Source organism: Burkholderia sp. BCC0419 (genome assembly GCF_902830285.1).
GTDB lineage: Bacteria > Pseudomonadota > Gammaproteobacteria > Burkholderiales > Burkholderiaceae > Burkholderia.
In genome coordinates this window covers 86490-104537 of record NZ_CADESR010000001.1, presented here as the reverse complement: position 1 = coordinate 104537, position 18048 = coordinate 86490, and the positions used below count along the sequence as shown (strand labels likewise).

Genomic DNA, 18048 nt, shown 5'->3' with positions numbered 1-18048 from the left:
ATTAACAATGACGATATGAAAATAGCGGAATGGTATGAATAGCAAGCCCCGGACATTAAAATACAAATATTTTAAAAATATAAAATTGATCGTGGCGCTGCCGATAAGTGTGTTGCTAGCCGGTTGCCCGCCGATGATTGTGCCGCACTTTTCAACGAAATCTTACGAGAAAATTTATAGCTTTCCGGCTGAACCACGTCCGTGGTTGACGCTGGAAAGCGAGGGCATCAGTCTTTATTTGTATAATACTTGCTATGATCGGAGCAGCGACTGTAAATGGCAAAATCTGGTCGCCTTGAAGAGCGGAACAAAGCCCGATTGGAAAATCCTTCTGGATGCACGTCCGATTAGTTGGAAAGTCCAAGGTACGAATTTACCCATGCGCCGCCCGATCTCCGCCTATGTACCCGGCACCAAATATCGTTTCATGGGTGCATTCGATAACTACCCAGAAATCGTGTTTGCAATTCCCAATGACCTTGTTGCCGATAAAAGGAATCGCGATCCGGGCTGGGCGCGGCGTTACAGGCAGATTGAAGATTACAACTCTCTCGCTAGCCCTGTGGCTATAGATATTCAGTTGGTCGTTTACGATGACGAACATCAATGGATTTTTGCCAGACAACCGAAGCCGAATTCGGAAAGAAAGGATTATCCGACCGATCTATTTGTTCCTAGTGACCTATTTCGATTTTCTGGGGGCGACGATGTGCGGCTACATCAATCGATGGCCTTGTATTATGTTTCACCAAAAACAGTGCCGATCGGCTATCGCGTCGTATCAGGCAAGGCGGCGGAATATTGGGTTGGAAATTACAACATCAAGTATAGAGCCCATCAAATCGCGTTAGCTGATGTTATATTTCCTTCTGTGCCCCTCACACTTGACGCCTTAACCGTCGATGACAAAAGCGTCGCTGGAAAGCCCACGCTGTTATGTCACTACAGCTATACCCAATTTAATCTGGGTTGGATGGATGCGGCCCAACACCGCGGACCATCGGAGGAAGATCGGAAGAATTGCGAGCCAATTCAATAGTCTGGATGCCAAATAATTATTGTGTCGGATCGTCTGCGTTTCGCCATCGGCCGGATCAATCACTTTGGCGGCAACCTGCCGTGGTGGGGCCGCCAACACGATACAAATTACGGCATGCAGGGCTATTCGTGGTGACGCACACCGGCGCGGCAAATCGCTTCGTCCGAACGTGATCGCCGCGTCAGACCATTTGGAGGATGGAATCCCATGCGGGGAATTATTCGGGTAGACGATACGCATACTCACGGCGGCCGGGTCGAATCCGGCGCCCGGAAAAGCACGGTGATGGGGCGTGCGGTCGCTCGTATCGGCGACGCGTGCTCGTGTCCGATTCATGGCGCCTGCACGATTGCCGAAGGCGACCCGGCCTTCGACATCGAAGGCCAGGCCGCCGCGTTCGACGGTCACAAGACTTCGTGCGGCGCGGAATTGATCTCGTCGCTTCAACATTCGGGGCGGGTCTGAATGCCGACGACCCGACGCATGACCGCCGAACAGTTCCGGCTGTTGCGGATGCAGGATACGCGGATCAAGCCGCTGAACCAGTGGGCCTTGCATGAGATTTTCGTGAAGGGCAGATCACAACGGGCGCTGGCCGCCGAACTCGGCATGACGCACTCCGCGATGTCGCAACTTGTGCGAAAAGCTTGGCGACGCTATCTGGAACTGCCGTGCAACGCCACCCGCCTCACGACGCTCACGGTCACAATTCCGTCGAAGTACGAGCACGCGCTGCTGGCATGGGTGCGGGATGCACACCGGTTATCGACCCAACCCGGCCCCGATACGGCGACGTAACCGCGACGATTCCGGTCCAGCGAATCCATGGGGAAACCAATTCCCCATTTCACCATAAAAAGAAAATAAAATTCCACAGCAAGCCGAATCTCCAACCAACTTTGGATCCTTTTTCCCTTCTGTCCCCCGTATCATTTCCGTCACCACGCAATGAGCAAGAGACGGACATGAGCGAACCCACCCCGCTGCACTACCTCGACTACGCAGCCACGACCCCCGCCGATCCCCGCGTGATCGAAGCGATGACGGCCTGCCTCGGCTTCGACGGCATCTTCGGCAACCCCGCATCCAGTTCGCACGCGGCCGGCCGGCTCGCGAAAGACAAGGTCGAGCACGCCCGCGCGCAGGTCGCCGCCCTCATCGGCGCGGACGCCGACGAGATCGTGTGGACGTCGGGCGCCACCGAATCGAACAACCTCGCGCTGAAGGGCTATGCGGAAAACGCGACCGGCAAGCGCCACCTGATCACGAGCCGCCTCGAGCACAAGGCCGTGCTCGACACGATGGCGAACCTGTCGAAGCACGGCATGCAGGTCACTTTCCTGACGCCCGACGCCCACGGCGAAATCACCGCCGACGCGGTGGCGGCCGCGATCGGCCCCGACACCGGCCTCGTGTCGCTGATGCTCGTGAACAACGAGATCGGCACGCTGACCGACATCGGCGCGATCGCCCGCATCGTGCACGCCGCCGGCGCGCTGCTCCACGTCGACGCCGCGCAGGCGCTCGGCAAGACGCCGATCGACGTGCGCGCGCTCGGCATCGACATGATGTCGATGTCCGCCCACAAGGTGTACGGCCCGAAGGGCATCGGCGCACTGTTCGTCCGCCGCGAGATCGCGAGCCGGATCGCGCCGCAGATTCACGGCGGCGGCCACGAGCGCGGGTTGCGTTCGGGCACGCTCGCCACGCATCAGATCGTCGGCATGGGCGTCGCGTGCGAACTCGCCGCGGAAAAACTCGACGGCGAAGCCGCGCGGATCGCGTCGCTCGGCGCGCGTCTCACCGACGCGCTGTTCGCGCTCGGCGACGTCACGCAGAACGCGGCCGCCGCGCGACGCATCCCGCACACGCTGAGCCTGACGGTGCATGCGCCGGGCTTCTTCCCGTTCATGCTCGGCGAAGCGCTCGCCGTGTCGTCCACCTCCGCGTGCAATTCGACCAGCGGCGCACCGTCCCACGTGCTGACCGCGATCGGCCTCGATGCGGAAACGGCCGGGCGTACCGTGCGCATCAGTTTCGGGCGTTTCACGACGGAGCAGGACGTCGACTTCGCGATCGGCTGTTTCGCGCGGGCGATCGAGCAATGTCGAGCGGCCGCGACGACCGGCTTCACCGCGTCGCGGCAGATCACGCCGGCCGACCTGAAGGCGATCCGCAATGCGGGCTTCCGTGCGGTGATCTGCAACCGGCCGGATGGCGAAGGCGCGGATCAGCCGGCGTTCGAGGAGATCGCCGCTGCCGCGCGTGAACTCGGGATGGACGCGCGCTATCTGCCGGTCGAACGCGACCGCATCGGCGACGCGGAAGTCGACGCGTTCGGCGCACTGGTCGACACGCTGCCGAAACCGGTGCTCGCGTATTGCCGCAGCGGCAGCCGCTCCGGCATGCTGTGGAATCGGCTGTCCGCTCGACGCGCGGCCTGAGCCGCCGCTCCCACCACCATTACGCCTGACCACCTGCGTTCACGCATGAAGCCGCTGCTTCGCTGCGTGGCCGCCTGGTGGCGCCGGTCACTGCCGCATCAAGTCTCTTCATCGCCGTTCACCGGCGTATAGATCGCCAGCTTCAGCGCGGGATCGTCGTTCGCCTGGAACGTCGCATACTCGTAGCGCTGCGTGCCGCGTTGCGCATGCACGAGCACCTTCTCGCCCGACACGCCGCTGCGCACGTCATGCGCATCCCACCATTGCGCGAACTCGCCGCTGCCGGCACGCAAGCGCGCGACCAGTGCGACGAACGCCGGATCGCTCGCATAGAGATCGTGGTTCGTGCGAAACAGCGCGATCATCCGGCGCGCCTCGTCGGCCCAGCTCGCGGCGAACAGCACACGCGCGTGCGGCGTCTCGAACATGTAGACGAGGATGTTGCGATCGGCTGGCGCCAGCCGGTCGAAGCCGAGCAGATCGGCCGCGGCGGCATTCCACGCGAGGAGGTCCCAGCGCCGGCCGGTCACGTAGGCAGGCTGCTGAAGATGCGTGACGAGCCGCGCGATGGTCGGCGGCACGCGTTCCGGCACGAACGCGCGCGACCCGTCGCGCCGTGCGAGCGTGCGCAGGTGGGCGGCTTCGGCCTTGTCGAGCCGCAACGCGCGCGCCAGTGCGTCGAGCGTCGTATCCGACGGGTTGACGTCGCGCCCCTGCTCGAGCCGCACGTACCAGTCGACGCCGATGCCCGCCAGTTCCGCCACTTCCTCGCGCCGCAGGCCGGGCGTGCGCCGGCGCGGGCCGTCGTGCAGGCCGACAGCGTCCGGGCGCAGCTTCTTGCGCCGCGAGCGCAGGAAATCGCCGAACGGGGTTCGCGTGGTGACGGTCATCGGGTTCGCTCCGAGCAGGGTGGTATCGGCCCATCCTGGGCTCGCGCCGGGCCTTGTTGCCGATTCTAAGCCTGCCAGAATCGACGCGTCCTCACCCCTCGGGAAGCGTCATGAAAGCTGCGATTCTGAAGTCGCTCGGCCAGCCGCTCGCGATCGAAACGATGCCGGATCCCGTGCTCGGCACCGGCGAAGTCGTCGTGGACGTCGTCGCGACGCCGGTGCTGTCCTATGCGCATGAAGTGTTCAGCGGCGAGCGCCGCTATCCGATCGAGCTGCCGATGGTGCCCGGCTGCGGCGCGATCGGCCGGGTCCGGCAAACCGGCCCCGACGCGACGCAGTTGCAGCCGGGCGACTGGGTGTTCTGCGACCCGACCGTGCGCTCGCGCGACGACGCGCGAATGCCCGACATCGTGCTGCAGGGCTGGAGCGCGCGCGGCGAAGGCGGCAAGCAATTGCAGCGCTACTTTCACGACGGCCCGTTCGCCGAGCGGCTGCGCGTGCCGACCGAGAACGCGGTGCGCATCGGCGCGATCGCGCCGGCCGACGCCGCGCGCTGGTGCGCGCTCAATACGCTGCTCGTGCCTTACGGCGGGCTGCTGGCGTCCGACCTGCGCGCCGGCGAAATCCTGCTCGTCAGCGGCGCGACCGGCAATTTCGGCAGCGCGTGCATCGCGGTGGCGCTGGCGATGGGCGCGCAATGCGTGATCGCGCCCGGCCGCAATGCGCGTGTGCTGGCGGATCTCGAACGCCGCTTCGGCGAACGCGTGCGCACGGTCGCGCTGACCGGCGACGAAACCGCGGACCGCATCCGCATGCAGCAGGCGGCACCGGGGCTGATCGACTGCGTGATCGACCTGATGCCGCCGTCGGTGCCCGCGACGACGGTGCGGGCGGCCGTGATGGCCGTGCGTCCGTACGGGCGCGTGGTGCTGATGGGCGGCGTCGGCATGCTCGGCGGGGCCGGGCTCGAGCTGCCGTATCCGTGGATCATGCGCAACGACATCACGCTGCGCGGCAAATGGATGTACCCGACGGAAGCCGTGACGCTGATGACCGGGCTCGTTCGCGGCGGGCTGCTCGACCTCGGGCAATTCGACGTGACGGTCTTCGCGCTCGACGACGCGAACGACGCGGTCGCGCATGCGGCGGAGCACGGCGGGCCGTTCAGGATGACGGTGATCGCGCCTTAGCCCGCAGCGCGCGCCCGGGCGTCGATCGACCCAGCCCTGGCGCCGGCGAAATCCGTCACAATGGCCGGCGTGTTCCTCACGCGAAACCCGAATGCCCCGCCCGTCGAATTCCCGCACATGGAAACGCGCCGACACCGACGCACCTTCCGCCAACCGACCGTGCACTCGGCGCCGTACCAGCCGGGCCGTCGCGCTGTTGCTTGCCGCGAGCGTCGCCGCGTGCGACGCGACGCCGGTACCGGACCGGCTCTCGGACGCCGACGCGACCTACGCGATGCAGGAGCGGTTCGGCCTCGGCGACGTCATGGTGTTTCTCGGGTCCTGCATCGGCGCCAAAAACCCGACTTACCCGGGCCAGGCTGCCTGCACCGTTGCCATCCGTTCGAATGGCCGCGGGTCGGAAACGCAGGCCGATTTCCACTGGAACGGAAAGAAATGGGTGGCTGAGCCCACCGAGTCACGGGACCTGCTGCCCTATCCCGATCCCCAGCTCGCGGCGTTCATGAAGTAAGCGCGACGGGCATTGTCCGCACCGCGCGTACGACGGTCGCTACTTCGGGTAGCGGACGCCACGCGATCCAGCGCACGCGCCGCCGACGATTCGGCGGCCCGCGCGATGGAAAACCGCGCCGGCCGCCGCCCTGCGTTGCTACGTCACTCGTCCTGCTGTTCCTGCTGCGCCTGCGCCTGCCGCTGCCGAATGAACTGCCGCACATCGCTCATCGTCACGCGGCCGGTGTGCTTCGCATCGATCTCGTCGAAGTGCTTCGACACGAAGCCGAGCCCGCTGCTCTGCGCCTGCGCCTTCGTCACGGCCGCGCCGTTGCTCAGCACGGTATTGCCGCCGAGCCTCGCGTCGACGCGCTGCTGCGCCTGCTGCTGCAACGCCGCGCCGGTCGACGGCAACACCGGCGCCGCCCGCGTGGCCGGAAAGAACGGGCCGTCGACACCGCGCCCGCCGTGCGGCAGCTTCACCGGCGCCACCGCCTGCGGCGGCAACGCGTAGGCACTGCTCATCACGGCACCGAGCACGATCAACGGAAACATACGCCGCATCAATTGGATTAGGGACATGATCGCTCGCATTCAATGGTTGAATAGAGGGTTCCTTTGATAAGGAGTCCGTCGCTCACGGGGCTGCCGCCAGCGTCGTCGCGGCCGTCGCGCCCGGGACGCTGCCTGTCGGCACGCTGGGCGGGTTTTCATCCGGCCACGGCGGCGGCAGCGTGTGCAGCGTCAGCGCCGTCGGAATCCGCGCGCCCTTGTAGAACGTCTGCAAGTCCCGCTTCATCAGCGGACGGGCGACGTCGTCCAGGTAAGTCATGTGACCGCCCTGGAAGAAGTTCACCTGCAGCTTCGGATTCAGGCCCTTCACCGTCTGCAGCCGCGCGAGTTGCTTCTCGGTGCTGAAGAACGGCGTCGCGAGATCGTGGTAGCCGTTCTCCGCGAGCACGCGAAGCTTCGGGTTGAGTTGCAGCGCACCGAGCAGATCGGGGATCGTGTCCGGCATCGGCTGGCCGTCGTGCGAGAAGTCCCAGACGCCGATGATGTTGTCGTTCAGCGGCAGGTACGTCGCGTTCGGGGCCGTATAGCCGAGGTAGTCCGGCATCTGCGTCGCGAGCGCGTTCGTGAACGGCTGCGAGATCAGGATGTCGGACGGATCGCCGTCGTTCTGCAGCCGCGGGTCCGAGTTCGGCAACGACACGCGCCCGTCATACCGGCCGATCGTCGTGCCCGGCAGCAGGCTCGTGCCGAACGGATTCGCGTTGAAGTAGCCGCGCAGCGCCTGCTGCGTGAGGCTCGACGGAATCGACCACAGCCTGAGCGTCGCATCGCTCGGGAACACCGGCGTGCCGAGCGCGTCCGGAATGCCGAGCTGGCTCAACACCCACGATTGCGAGTACTTCTGCAACTGGCTGTAGATCAGCGTCGTGAACAGTTCCGTCTGCAGTGCGTACAGATCCTGGTTCACCGGCGCCGGCGAGACCTGGTTGAAGTACGCCGCGACCGCCGCATAGCCGGGCAGATAGCCGGCCACCGTATCGGTATCGAGCAGCAGCCCTTCGGTCGACTGCGTGATCGCCACCGCTTCCACCGCGTCCGCGAAGTAGTTCAGGATCGCCGACTGCAGCACGATGCCCGTCAGGTGCACGCCGGCCGATTCGAGCGCGAGCGCGAGCATGTCGGTACGCGGCGTGCCGTATGATTCGCCGTACAGGTAGATCGGCGACGTGCCGCGGCTGTTGACGTTCAGGTAGCGCTGGATGAAGTCGCGCATGATGTTCACGTCCACGTCGGAACCCCAGTACTTCTGGTTGGTGTTCGGCAACACGGCTTCCGACAGCCCGGTGCCGGGCGGGTCGATGAACACGAGGTCGGTGGTGTCGATCAGGCTCTCCGCATTGTCGACGAGCGGATAGTTCGGCCAGTTGTTGCCGAACAGCGGATCGGGCGTGGCCACGCGGGTCGGCGCGAACGAGCCGAGCCGCAGCCAGATCGACGACGAGCCGGGCCCGCCGTTATAGACGAACGTGACCGGGCGCGGCTTGCCGTTCGTGCTGGGCGCGGTGTACGCGACATACGACATCGACGCTTCCGGATTGCCGTTCGCGTCCTGCGCGGTCAGGTGGCCGGTGGTCGTCGTATAGTCGATCGTCTTGCCGCCGCCTTTCCACTGGTAATGCATGACGGCCGCTTTCTCGGACACCTGCGACGGCGCGAGGCCGTCGGTCGCGTTCATCGAATACGCGACCAGGTCGACGTATGGCTGGTTGGCCGTCGGCGCCTGGGTGCCGGCCGCCTGTGCGCTGGCCTGCTGGCTCGCGGTGGCCTGCGCGAGGCTCGACGCGCCGACGGACGACGAATCGTCGCCGCCGCATGCCGCGAGCGCCAGTGTCATGGCGGTCATTGCGCCTAGGCCGGCCAGCCGGCCACGACGAACACGGCGGCTGCCGGTACTGCTCCTGTCTGGTTTCATCTCTTTCCTTTGGCTTCGGATACCGCATCACAAAGGCCGCCAACGCCTGCGACACGCGCAGGCCTACCCGCCACTCGCATTGCACGGTCGGCAGGTCGGCGGTTGGGGATCGGACTTCTCAGAGACTGAACTTGATACAGACACAGCAAACTGCTGGCGAGAATGATGCCCGGACGCGCCCCCTGCAGTTTGGACAACTTTTGTATGACTGAAACTTGAGCCATGACAAAAATAGGCGGTGCTGCGCCGCGTTGTCAAAGATCATTCGGATATTAAAAATCCCGCAATGATGCGAAGGGCGGACAGTGTCTGGAATTTGAAAGAAAAAGGAATTATTCGTGCAAGGTGGGCTTTGTCGGCAATGTCGCGTCGAATATTTTACTTTTCATGTACAACGCAGAGACCTTTCCCGCATTGGCGAAACGCATCGCAAGCCTTCATATCGACAGGATTTTTCTTTCATTTTTATTATCGTCGATCGATTAATGCAATACAGCGGCATGCGCACATCACTCGATGATTCGATTCACCTCAATCATTCTTCAATTGCAGCATCGATGTGCACTGCATCATCCATAAAATACCGGCTCGATTAATTATTCACGGCATTATTTACCCGGCATTCGAGCGGCTTTCCGGGACGGGCGCGACGTCCAGCATTGCCGCACATCGCGCCTGTCGCAAAAACTCAAACCATCATCACTTCCCGCCACCCGGCAGCGCGATATCGATCAGCACCGGATCGTGATCCGACGAACGATACGCATCCGCCGCGTAGAACGTCTTCTGCTGCTCGGCCGACTTGTACGCAAGCGTGTACTGCAGCGCGAGCGGCTCGTCCGCGTTGATGTGCCATTCATGCACGGCCTTCACATGCGACGCGAGCGGCAGCGTCGCGAGCGCGTGGTCGAGATAGCCGGCTTCGCCGTTGTACACGTAGCTGTACGCGTTCGCGCCGATCCAGCGCGCGACGAGGTTGCGGTAGCCGCGCGATTCGAGCGTGCGGATCGGGTCTTCGTACGTGTAGCTGTTGAAGTCGCCGATCAGCAGCACGCCCTGGCTCTTGACGCCCGTCGGGTTGCCGGCCAGCCAGTCGGCCACCTTCGCCGCCGCGCGCGTGCGCGTCGGGTTCCAGCAGCCTTGACCATCGCCCTGGTCGAGATCGTCGTTCGCGGCGTCCGGGCAGTTCTTCGACTTCAGGTGGTTCACGGCCACCGTCAGCGCCTGCTTGTTGCCGCCGATCAAGCGGAACGACTGCGCGAGCGGCTGGCGGTTCTTGTCGTCGATCGCGAGCGTCGCCGCACGGCCGACCGGTTCGACCTTGCGGCTGTCGTAGATCAGCGCGACCGCGATCGCGTCGCCGCCGAGCCGCGACGTGCCCGGATCGACCACGCGCCACTGGTTGCCGAGCTTCGCCGCGAGCTGGCGCACCGCGCCCAGTTCGCCGTAGCCGTTGTTCTGGATTTCCATCAGGCCGATCACGTCGGCGTCGATGGCCTTCAGCGCGCTGACGATCTTCGCTTCCTGGCGCTGGAATTCCTGGAAGGTCTTCGCGCCGCGGTTGTTCGGATCGTCGAAGCCGCCGCCGAGACCGTTGCCGTTGAAATAGTTGAGCACGTTGAACGACGCGACGCGCAGGTTCGATTTCGGATCGCGCGCCGGAGCGTTGGTGCGCGGGTTCTCACGCGCGTCGAACGCCGGCACGGCCGCGCCGGGCAGCGGCTGCACGCGCCATGCGCCGTAACGCACTTCGAGCACGCCTTCGACGTCGCGCACGGTGTAGCCCGCACGCAGCGTGTTCGCGGCCGACAGGCCTGGCGCCGGATACGGCACGGTCGCGGGGTTCTGCTTGTTCGAGCCGTCGTCGAGGATCAGGCGGTTGCGCGCGTTCGCGTCGATCTGCGTCTGCGCCTGCGCGGGCGGCACGACGCTCGTCGGCGTACGCAGACGGCCGTTGCTGAGCATCACGCTGCCGTAGCGGCCGAGCTCGTAGTTGTCGGTGACGCTCAGCGTCTGCGGCAGGCGCACGAGCATCCCTTCGTACGCGGCGAACGCGTTCGGGCTGTCGACCGGCAGCGTGAGCGTCGCGGGCGTCACCGTCTGGCCGTTCGCGCACACCGCGATCGCGCCCGACAGCGTGAGCTGCGTCTGCCCGTATTTCTCCTCGACCTTGCCCGTCACGTGCACGAGATCGCCGGCCTTCGCGCGCGCCTTCGGCGCATAGACGAACAGGCCTTCGGACACGCCCGGCTGGTTGCGGCGCTGCGCGTCGGCCTGCTGAACGAAGAAGCCGCCGAAGCCGTCCGTGCCGCCGAAATCGGCGGTGACGACGGCTTCGATCGACGCGTTCTGGCCGGCGAGCGGCGACGGCGCGCCCGGCCCCTGGATCTCGGCGATCGGCGTCGTGCTGCCGCCGCAGTTCGGGCTGACGGGCGCGGCGGTCGCGGCAAAGACCGGCGCGGCAAGCGTCGGGAGCAGCAATAGCGGGGCAAACAGGCGGATTGTCGAGCGCATGGCGGGGAATCCCGGTTGTGAGGGTGGCGAAAGCTTAGCGGCGCTCAATGACAGTTTTTGGTAATGAAGAGACAGATTAATGTAATTTTTACCATTTTTCGCAAAACGACTACCAAATTCCTTGCATGGAATCCTACCGTTCAACCCGCAAGTAACGTTCGGACGAGGACGAATGCTGCGAGCGAAAATCGACAATGTTGCGTAGGAGCGACCGATTAATAGCAGGTGATACAGACATGCTCAAGAATTTCGACAGCCGTCCGTTATTAAAAGTGTCACATCAATTCATCGATGTCGCTTCGTAGAGCTTTTTGCGAAGCCTTTTTCTCGAGCCTCGATCACCCATCTGGTCGCCATGACGACCAATGACCACTGCGTTTCACGACGCGCTCCGAACCTCGTTGATCTCTCATCAAGAACCTCGTGAACTTCCAAGAATTCCCTCGAATGATCTCCGCCATCAGCGTTGAAGTTAGACGGTTTTGGACAACCTACAAATGGGCAAGTCGCCTCACTCGCTTTGACGACATCAATCTCGTACCGGAGCCCATCAACCGTTGTCGATACTTCTCTGGCTTTGGGTTGACGCTAGCGGTGGTGGCATCCATCCTCCTGATGATGTCCTTGAGTTTGAATGCTCTCGATATAAGTCACGGCATCAATGGTTATGCCGGAATCAACCGTTTTGCACTGGCTGTTATCGAGGATTGGGCGTCTGTCTTTCCTCACACATCGCTGAGCAACCCGACAGTCAGCCGGCAAACACTCGCCTTCTCGATCGCACTTATTCTTTCAAGTCTGTACTACGGATTGATCGTCCTTCTCGGAGTACGGCGTGGATCCGCGACGGCAAGTAGGTATCAGCAATTGGTTTTTTCGTCTTTCATCGCGTCACTCTGTTTGATTCGATACTCAGCGGTAACACTATCGATCACAATCCTAGTTTGTATTGCGCGATGGCTGGACTTCGACTTCTCATCGAGTCCCGTCATATTCATAAGCATCGTGTTGCTCACCTATTTCGCATGTTTCGCGTGGTCGCACCTTGCGAACCGTACTTCACGTCGACGCGGAGCACCAGGCCCCAGGAACGACGACGCACCCCTCGCCTACTCCCTACTCACACCAGTCCTGATCAACTTTGCCGTACTTTGTTCAGCAGCCTGGACTAACGATCATTTTGATTCGCGCATCATGCTTCAAACATCGGATGCATGCGGTGCACCGGACAACGGCGCTTGCACGCTTTATATACGTCCACACAATGCAAATGGCACGATCTTCCTCGACAAGATCACTGTGCATCTGGCGATCATGTTCGATGAAGCTTCCGATTTTGTCGGCCCCCGTTATATAACGAGTACTCAATCCAGTTTTCGAATGATCGAAACGCCCGACTCGCCGTTACCGGTCCGAGTCGGTGCCGATGCAACACGTGGTGTAGTCGGCCACATCGATTTTCAATGCCCAACCGGCAGAACATCGCACAAAGAAAAAAATCCGAAGATTCACGTCTTCAGATACTCCGCCTCTGCATTTTCAAGAGCGTTGTCGGAGGCCGAACCGGAGCGCAGGATGCAAGTACCAGTTACTTTTGAACATCCTTCCGACGTGTTGCTCGTGTTTCGCAACAGCGCGAAAGGATGCATGTTGATTCCATAAAAACTTCGCCCCGCCGCGCTAGACCGTCCCCGGCAGCGCGCTCGACACGAGCACGGCCGCCACCATCAGCACGCCGCCGAGCACGACCGCCTCGACGCGCAGCACCGTGCCGAACCGCTTCAACGCGCCGGCCGGCATCGCGGCGGCCGGGTCCTGCAACGCGGCGAGCAGCTTCGGCATCCCGAAGAAGCGGTTGTGCCCGCCGAGCATCGCGGCAATCAGCACGAGCGCGAGCTTCAGCAGCAGGATCTGCCCGTACGTCGACGCGAGCAGGTTGGCGGGCGTAGCGACGCCGCGCCAGCCGTTGTACGTGCCGGTCGCGAACAGCACGACCAGCGCGTAGGTCGACGCATCGGACAGCGACTGCACGAACGCTGCGCCCGTCGTGCGTTCGCTCGCCGGCATGCGGGCGAGCCGCGGCATCACGCCGAACGCCGTCACGAGCACGAGCCCGACCCACGCGCTGATCGCCAGCAGATGCAGCCAGTCGATCCACACCGGCACGCTGAACAGCCCCGCATCGACCGGATGCCCGCCGTTGCTGCGAGCCAGCGCGACACCGGCGAGCGCGGCCACCATCGCGAACGGAAACCGCATATCGTTCGCTTGCCTGACGAACGACAGCAACACGACGACGAGCATGAACACCGTGCCGGCCAGCCACGCATGGCCGAACCCGGTGCCCGCGAGCATCGAACACACCGCCGGCCCCGCGTCGAGCAGCGACACTTCGCTCATCAGCGCGCAATGCGCCCAGAACGCGGTGATGCTCGCGAGCAGCGATACGACGGACGCGATGCGCAGCGTCGCGACGAGCCGCCGCCCGACGTCGTGCTGCCACGCCGACGCGCCGCGCGCCAGCCAGTGCCGGCCGAGCAGCGCGCCGACGACGACCGCGAACCCGGCGTTCTGAATCGCCACCGATACGAGCCGCAGCAGGCCGACGATACCGTCGTTCACCCCTTCACCCGGAACGTATAAGTACCTTTCGTGCGATGCGCATCGGCCGTCATCGCCGCCCACTGCACCGTGTACGCGCCTGCCGCGAGCTTCGGTATCGCGACGATCATCACGCGTGGGTTCGACGTATCGACCTTCGCCTTGTCCTGCGTGACGGCATTGCCGTTCGCGTCGGACACCTTCACCGAGCTGAACGCCGGTTCGAGGTCTTCGTTGAACGTGAGCCGCACCGTGTCGGGCGCCGCGTCGACCGTGCTGCCGGCGGCCGGTGCGGCGCTTTCCAGCTTGCCGTGCGCCGAGGCCGCGACCGGTGCCATCGCGAAGCATGCGGCAGCCGCGATGAAGCCGGCCCGCCGCTTGAGTGTCGTGATCATCTTCATGTTCCCGCTCCGCGTCACGGCTTCTTCAGTTCGACGACGGTCAGCGCGCCGTTCACGTCCTCGGCGACGAAGTCGATCGTATCGCCCGCCTTCACCTGCGACAGCATCGCCGGGTCCTTCACCTTGAATGTCATCGTCATCGCGTCCATCCCGAGGTTCTCCAGCGGGCCATGCTTGATCGTCAGCTTGCCGGCCGCCGTGTCGACCTTGCGGATCTCGCCGTGCGACATGCGCGGCGCCGTCGCGGCGCCCTGCTTCGCGCCGCCGCTCATGTCCATGCCGGCCATGTCGCCGGCCGCGTACGACGCGGCGGAGAACACCAGCGCGCAGCCCGTCACCATCAAAACCAGTCCCTTCTTCATCGTGTCGACTCCCGTGTGAGTGAATGGAAACCGGCGGCCGCATCGGTGCGGCCGCCGCGTGCTGCTTCAGCCGTCCGGCAATTCGCCGGTGTATTCGTATGCGACGGTGCCCTTCGGATGCCGGAACCAGCCCGGATCGCGATAGTCGTTGCGCCCAAGCCCCTGCCGCACCTTGAGCACCGTGAACATGCCGCCCATCTCCAGCGGCCCGAACGGGCCCGTACCGGTCATCATCGGCAGCGTGTTATCCGGCAGCGGCATCTCCATGCCACCCATCGCGCCGCCCGTGCTGCCCATCGCCATGTAGTCGGGCACGAGCTTGCCGATCCGCTTCGCGAGATCCTTCTGCGGCACGCCGATCAGGTTCGGCACCTGGTGGCCCATCGCATTCATCGTGTGGTGCGACTTGTGGCAATGGAACGCCCAGTCGCCCGGGCGATCGGCGGTGAACTCGATCGCGCGCATCTGGCCCACCGCGACATCGGCCGTCACTTCCGGCCAGCGCGCGGCGGGCGGAATCCAGCCGCCGTCGGTGCCCGCGACTTCGAAGCTGTAGCCGTGCAGGTGGATCGGGTGATTCGTCATCGTCAGGTTGCCGAACCGGATCCGCACGCGGTCGCCGGCGCGCACCGGCAGCGGGTCGATGCCCGGAAACACGCGCGAGTTGAAGGTCCACATGTTGAAGTCGGTCATCTCGTTCACGCGCGGCGTGTAGCTGCCCGGATCGATGTCGTATGCCGCGAGCAGGAACACGAAATCGCGATCGACCGGCATCGTGCCGCGATCCTTCGGATGCACGATGAACATGCCCATCATCCCCATCGCCATCTGCACCATCTCGTCGGCGTGCGGGTGATACATGAAGGTGCCGTGCGCTTCGAGCCGGAATTCGTAGACGAAGGTCTTGCCGGGCGGGATATGCGGCTGCGTGAGGCCGCCGACGCCGTCCATCCCGTTCGGCAGCCGCAGCCCGTGCCAGTGGATCGTCGTGTGCTCGGGCAGCCGGTTGGTCACGAAGATGCGGACCTTGTCGCCTTCGACGGCCTCGATCGTCGGGCCCGGCGACTGGCCGTTGTAGCCCCACAGGTTCGCGTTCATGCCGGGCGCCATCTCGCGCACGACGGGCTCGGCCGTCAGGTGGAATTCCTTCCAGCCGTTCTTCATCCGCCACGGCAGCGACCAGCCGTTCAGCGTCGCGACGGGCGTGTACGGGTGGCCGTTGGGCGGCACGAGCGGCGGCTGCGTGCCGGACTTCGCCATCGTCGGCGCGTCGGGCAGCGATGCGGCGCCGGCCCGGCTGACCATCGCGGCGCCCAGCAGCGCGGCGCCCGAGCCGCTGAGAAATTGTCGACGGGACACCATGTCAATGACCTTCCTGATGCGGTTGCGTGACGGGCGCCGACGGCGCCGCGGAGGGGGAAGCCGGCTGCGGTGCAGCGTCGGCGTTGGGTGTGGATTCGGGTGCTGATTCGGCGGAATTCGTCACGCGCGGTGCAGCACCTGATGACGGCAACCGACCGCCGACGGCCATCTGCAGATCGGTTTCCGCGAGCCAGTAGTCCTTCAGCGCGTCGATATAGCCGTTGACCGCGCCGACCTGTTCGCGCGCATCGGTCAGCAGTTCGAACACGCTCGCGAGCATCCCGTTGTAGCGCAGCAGCAGTTCGTCGGAGATCGTCTTGCGCAGCGGCACGACTTCGTCGCGATAGTGCGTGGCGACGTCGTAGCTCGTCACGTACGACGCGTACGATTCGCGCACTTCGGAGCGTGCATCGATGGCGGTTTTCGCGAGCCGGTTCGCCGACTGCATGTAGAGGGTTTCCGCGCGCGCAACCTTCGCGCCGCCCCAGTCGAACAGCGGAATCTCGACGCTGATCTCGTAGCCGTGCTCGTGGCCCTTGCCGGTCTCGTAGTCGTTCACGTAGCCGAGATCGACCGCGTTGACGAAGCGCGTGGCCTTGCTCAGGCCGAGCGACGACGCGACGCCCTGCGTCTGCAGCTTCGCCGCCTGGATGTCGAGGCGGTTGCTCATCGCGAAGCGTTCGAGATCGGGCAGGTCCGGGCGTGCTTTCGGCAAATCCGGCAAGCGTTCGGGCAGCGCATACCGTGTGCGCTCGCCCCACAGCCCCATCGCACGCGTGAGCTTCTCGCGTGCGGCGACGGCCTGCTGGCGCGCCTTCGCGTGCTGCGCGACCGCGTCGGCGTGGAATGCCTGTTCGCGTGCGTAGTCGAGACGGCTGAAGTTGCCGGCCTGCCGCATGCGCAGCGCGAGTTCGGCGGCCGCGCTCGCGGCCTCGCGCACCTGCTGCGCATAGTTCGCGGCCTGTTCGGCGGCGACGGCCTCCACGTAGGCCCGGCGCGCGTCGGCCGCGACCTTCAGCATCGCGTCGGCCGTTTCGAGCTTGGTCTGCTCGAAACGGCGGCGCTCGATGTGCGTCGCGAGCGGCATCGTCAGCAGCGCGAACACGTTCGCCGAGAACGTGCGGCCGAGCGTCAGTTCGCCATCGCCGGCACGCGTGCGGCTGAACGCGAAGCGCGGGTTCGGCAGCCGGCCGGCCTGCACGAGGTCGGCCTCCGACAGCCCGAGCTCCGCGTACGCCGCCTGCAGGCCGCGGTTGTTCAGCAGCGCGACCTGCACCGCGTCGTCCATCGACAGCGGCTTGCCGAGCAGCTCTTTCGTCCGCTGGTCGACGGCTTCGCGGTCGGCGTCGGTCCGCACCACCACCGCGTCCTTGCCGATGCGTTCCGATGCAACCGACGACACGGCGTCGAACCCGCCGTCCTTCGAAAACGTCGTGCAGCCCGCGAGGAACGCCAGCGCAATTGCGGCCGCGCCAATCCTCGGTGATATCGCGAGCGTGGTCATCGCGCGGCCCCTCCGTGCGTCGAATGGGCGGCGCCGTTGCCGGCCGCACCGGTCGTGCGCCCTTTCGCGGGCCGCTCCATCACGTCCCGGTTCAGTTGCTTCCAGCCCGGGCCTGCGTCGTCCCGATACGGCCGGTAACCGTCGAACGCGGACGTCACTGTGACGTCCGGCACCGACGCGGCGGCGTCCGCCGGATCGGGAAACGGGGTTTGCGCGGGCGCAAGCAACGGCACGAGGGCCGCCGCGCCCCATAGCGCCGCAATGATCAATCGCATGAACATGTCTCGTCGTAAGTCGTCCGGCGCGCGTGATGCGGCTGCCGGAGCAAATGGCGGATCGCGGCGGGTCGGCCGCGGGCAGGGACTAGACAGGCATCCGGCGAGGCGGCCGGTCGATGCCGCCGGTCAGGAACGACACGCCCCCGGCCGAAGGCGGCGGCGCGACGATCGTGACGCCGACGCTCGCCGCGGCGGGCACCGCGGGCGCACCCGACATCCCCGTGCCGAAACAGCACGACACGCACGCGGCACATGACGACGCATGCCGCGCGTGTTCGCCGTGATCGTGATGGCCGTCCTGCGCGGCCGGCATCGCATGCGGTGCCTTCTCCTCATGCGGCACGGCAGCGCCCGCGCACTGCATCGACACAGCCGCGAACGACTGGATCGGCAGGCTCAGCGCCAGCAACACGACGACGAGGAAGGTGCGCCAGTACGACATGGATGCGAAATCAGGCAAATAGCGACCGTTGGGCCGGCGCGGCG

The 18048-nt window shown here is 64.5% G+C and carries 18 protein-coding genes; 7 read left to right on the top strand and 11 right to left on the bottom strand.

Annotation, left to right across the window (positions count from 1 at the left end; all coding sequences use genetic code 11):
- Positions 1–34: 34 nt before the first annotated feature.
- From HWW87_RS00470 to HWW87_RS00455, 4 genes are all read left to right on the top strand, one after another.
- Positions 35–1039, top strand: a complete 1005-nt coding sequence (locus HWW87_RS00470) for a hypothetical protein (protein WP_175818810.1) — start codon at positions 35–37, stop codon at positions 1037–1039.
- Between the two features lie 207 nt (positions 1040–1246).
- The gene (locus HWW87_RS00465; RefSeq protein WP_175818809.1) at positions 1247–1504 is read left to right on the top strand and encodes a PAAR domain-containing protein; all 258 of its coding nucleotides are present in this window, start codon (positions 1247–1249) and stop codon (positions 1502–1504) included.
- A gap of 18 nt (positions 1505–1522) precedes the next feature.
- Positions 1523–1837: a TrfB-related DNA-binding protein gene (locus tag HWW87_RS00460; RefSeq protein WP_244107103.1), complete on the top strand. Its 315-nt coding sequence runs from the start codon at positions 1523–1525 to the stop codon at positions 1835–1837.
- A 167-nt stretch (positions 1838–2004) separates the two neighbouring features.
- Positions 2005–3483 carry an aminotransferase class V-fold PLP-dependent enzyme gene (locus HWW87_RS00455; RefSeq protein ID WP_175818807.1) on the top strand — a complete coding sequence of 493 codons (1479 nt, stop codon included), beginning with the start codon at positions 2005–2007 and terminating at the stop codon, positions 3481–3483.
- A gap of 98 nt (positions 3484–3581) precedes the next feature.
- On the opposite strand, the gene HWW87_RS00450 is transcribed toward HWW87_RS00455, so the two are convergent.
- Positions 3582–4373, bottom strand: coding sequence for a helix-turn-helix transcriptional regulator (locus HWW87_RS00450; protein ID WP_175818806.1), 792 nt, complete (start codon positions 4371–4373; stop codon positions 3582–3584).
- A 110-nt stretch (positions 4374–4483) separates the two neighbouring features.
- On the opposite strand from HWW87_RS00450, the gene HWW87_RS00445 reads away from it, so the two are divergent.
- Both HWW87_RS00445 and HWW87_RS00440 read left to right on the top strand, forming a co-directional pair.
- A complete protein-coding gene (locus HWW87_RS00445; protein WP_175818805.1) occupies positions 4484–5563 on the top strand; it encodes a zinc-binding alcohol dehydrogenase family protein in 1080 nt (359 codons plus the stop codon).
- Between the two features lie 91 nt (positions 5564–5654).
- Positions 5655–6074, top strand: a complete 420-nt coding sequence (locus HWW87_RS00440) for a hypothetical protein (RefSeq protein ID WP_175818804.1) — start codon at positions 5655–5657, stop codon at positions 6072–6074.
- A gap of 143 nt (positions 6075–6217) precedes the next feature.
- Here HWW87_RS00440 and HWW87_RS00435 read toward each other — a convergent pair whose 3' ends face one another.
- The 3 genes from HWW87_RS00435 to HWW87_RS00425 form a co-directional block, all read right to left on the bottom strand.
- The gene (locus HWW87_RS00435) at positions 6218–6610 is read right to left on the bottom strand and encodes a 2-oxoglutarate dehydrogenase (protein WP_244107101.1); all 393 of its coding nucleotides are present in this window, start codon (positions 6608–6610) and stop codon (positions 6218–6220) included.
- A gap of 82 nt (positions 6611–6692) precedes the next feature.
- Positions 6693–8540 (bottom strand): peptidase S10, encoded by a 1848-nt coding sequence (locus HWW87_RS00430; RefSeq protein WP_175818802.1) that lies wholly within the window; start codon positions 8538–8540, stop codon positions 6693–6695.
- 699 nt (positions 8541–9239) lie between these two features.
- Positions 9240–11054, bottom strand: coding sequence for an ExeM/NucH family extracellular endonuclease (locus HWW87_RS00425; RefSeq protein ID WP_175818801.1), 1815 nt, complete (start codon positions 11052–11054; stop codon positions 9240–9242).
- Positions 11055–11501: 447 nt separating this feature from the next.
- On the opposite strand from HWW87_RS00425, the gene HWW87_RS00420 reads away from it, so the two are divergent.
- Positions 11502–12716 (top strand): hypothetical protein, encoded by a 1215-nt coding sequence (locus tag HWW87_RS00420; RefSeq protein WP_175818800.1) that lies wholly within the window; start codon positions 11502–11504, stop codon positions 12714–12716.
- Between the two features lie 18 nt (positions 12717–12734).
- On the opposite strand, the gene HWW87_RS00415 is transcribed toward HWW87_RS00420, so the two are convergent.
- The 7 genes from HWW87_RS00415 to HWW87_RS00385 form a co-directional block, all read right to left on the bottom strand.
- Entirely contained in the window at positions 12735–13676 is a 942-nt protein-coding gene (locus tag HWW87_RS00415) for a CopD family protein (RefSeq protein ID WP_175818799.1), read from the bottom strand.
- Positions 13673–14056, bottom strand: a complete 384-nt coding sequence (copC, locus tag HWW87_RS00410; RefSeq protein WP_175818798.1) for a copper homeostasis periplasmic binding protein CopC — start codon at positions 14054–14056, stop codon at positions 13673–13675. Before copC ends, HWW87_RS00415 begins: the two co-directional genes overlap by 4 nt.
- A 14-nt stretch (positions 14057–14070) precedes the next feature.
- Positions 14071–14418, bottom strand: a complete 348-nt coding sequence (locus HWW87_RS00405; protein WP_175818797.1) for a copper-binding protein — start codon at positions 14416–14418, stop codon at positions 14071–14073.
- A 66-nt stretch (positions 14419–14484) separates the two neighbouring features.
- Positions 14485–15780 carry a copper oxidase gene (locus tag HWW87_RS00400; RefSeq protein ID WP_175818796.1) on the bottom strand — a complete coding sequence of 432 codons (1296 nt, stop codon included), beginning with the start codon at positions 15778–15780 and terminating at the stop codon, positions 14485–14487.
- Between the two features lies 1 nt (position 15781).
- Positions 15782–17284, bottom strand: a complete 1503-nt coding sequence (locus HWW87_RS00395) for a TolC family protein (RefSeq protein WP_175818795.1) — start codon at positions 17282–17284, stop codon at positions 15782–15784.
- The gene (locus HWW87_RS00390; RefSeq protein ID WP_175818794.1) at positions 17281–17559 is read right to left on the bottom strand and encodes a hypothetical protein; all 279 of its coding nucleotides are present in this window, start codon (positions 17557–17559) and stop codon (positions 17281–17283) included. Before HWW87_RS00390 ends, HWW87_RS00395 begins: the two co-directional genes overlap by 4 nt.
- 88 nt (positions 17560–17647) lie before the next feature.
- Positions 17648–18004, bottom strand: a complete 357-nt coding sequence (locus HWW87_RS00385; protein ID WP_175818793.1) for a hypothetical protein — start codon at positions 18002–18004, stop codon at positions 17648–17650.
- Positions 18005–18048 lie beyond the last annotated feature (44 nt).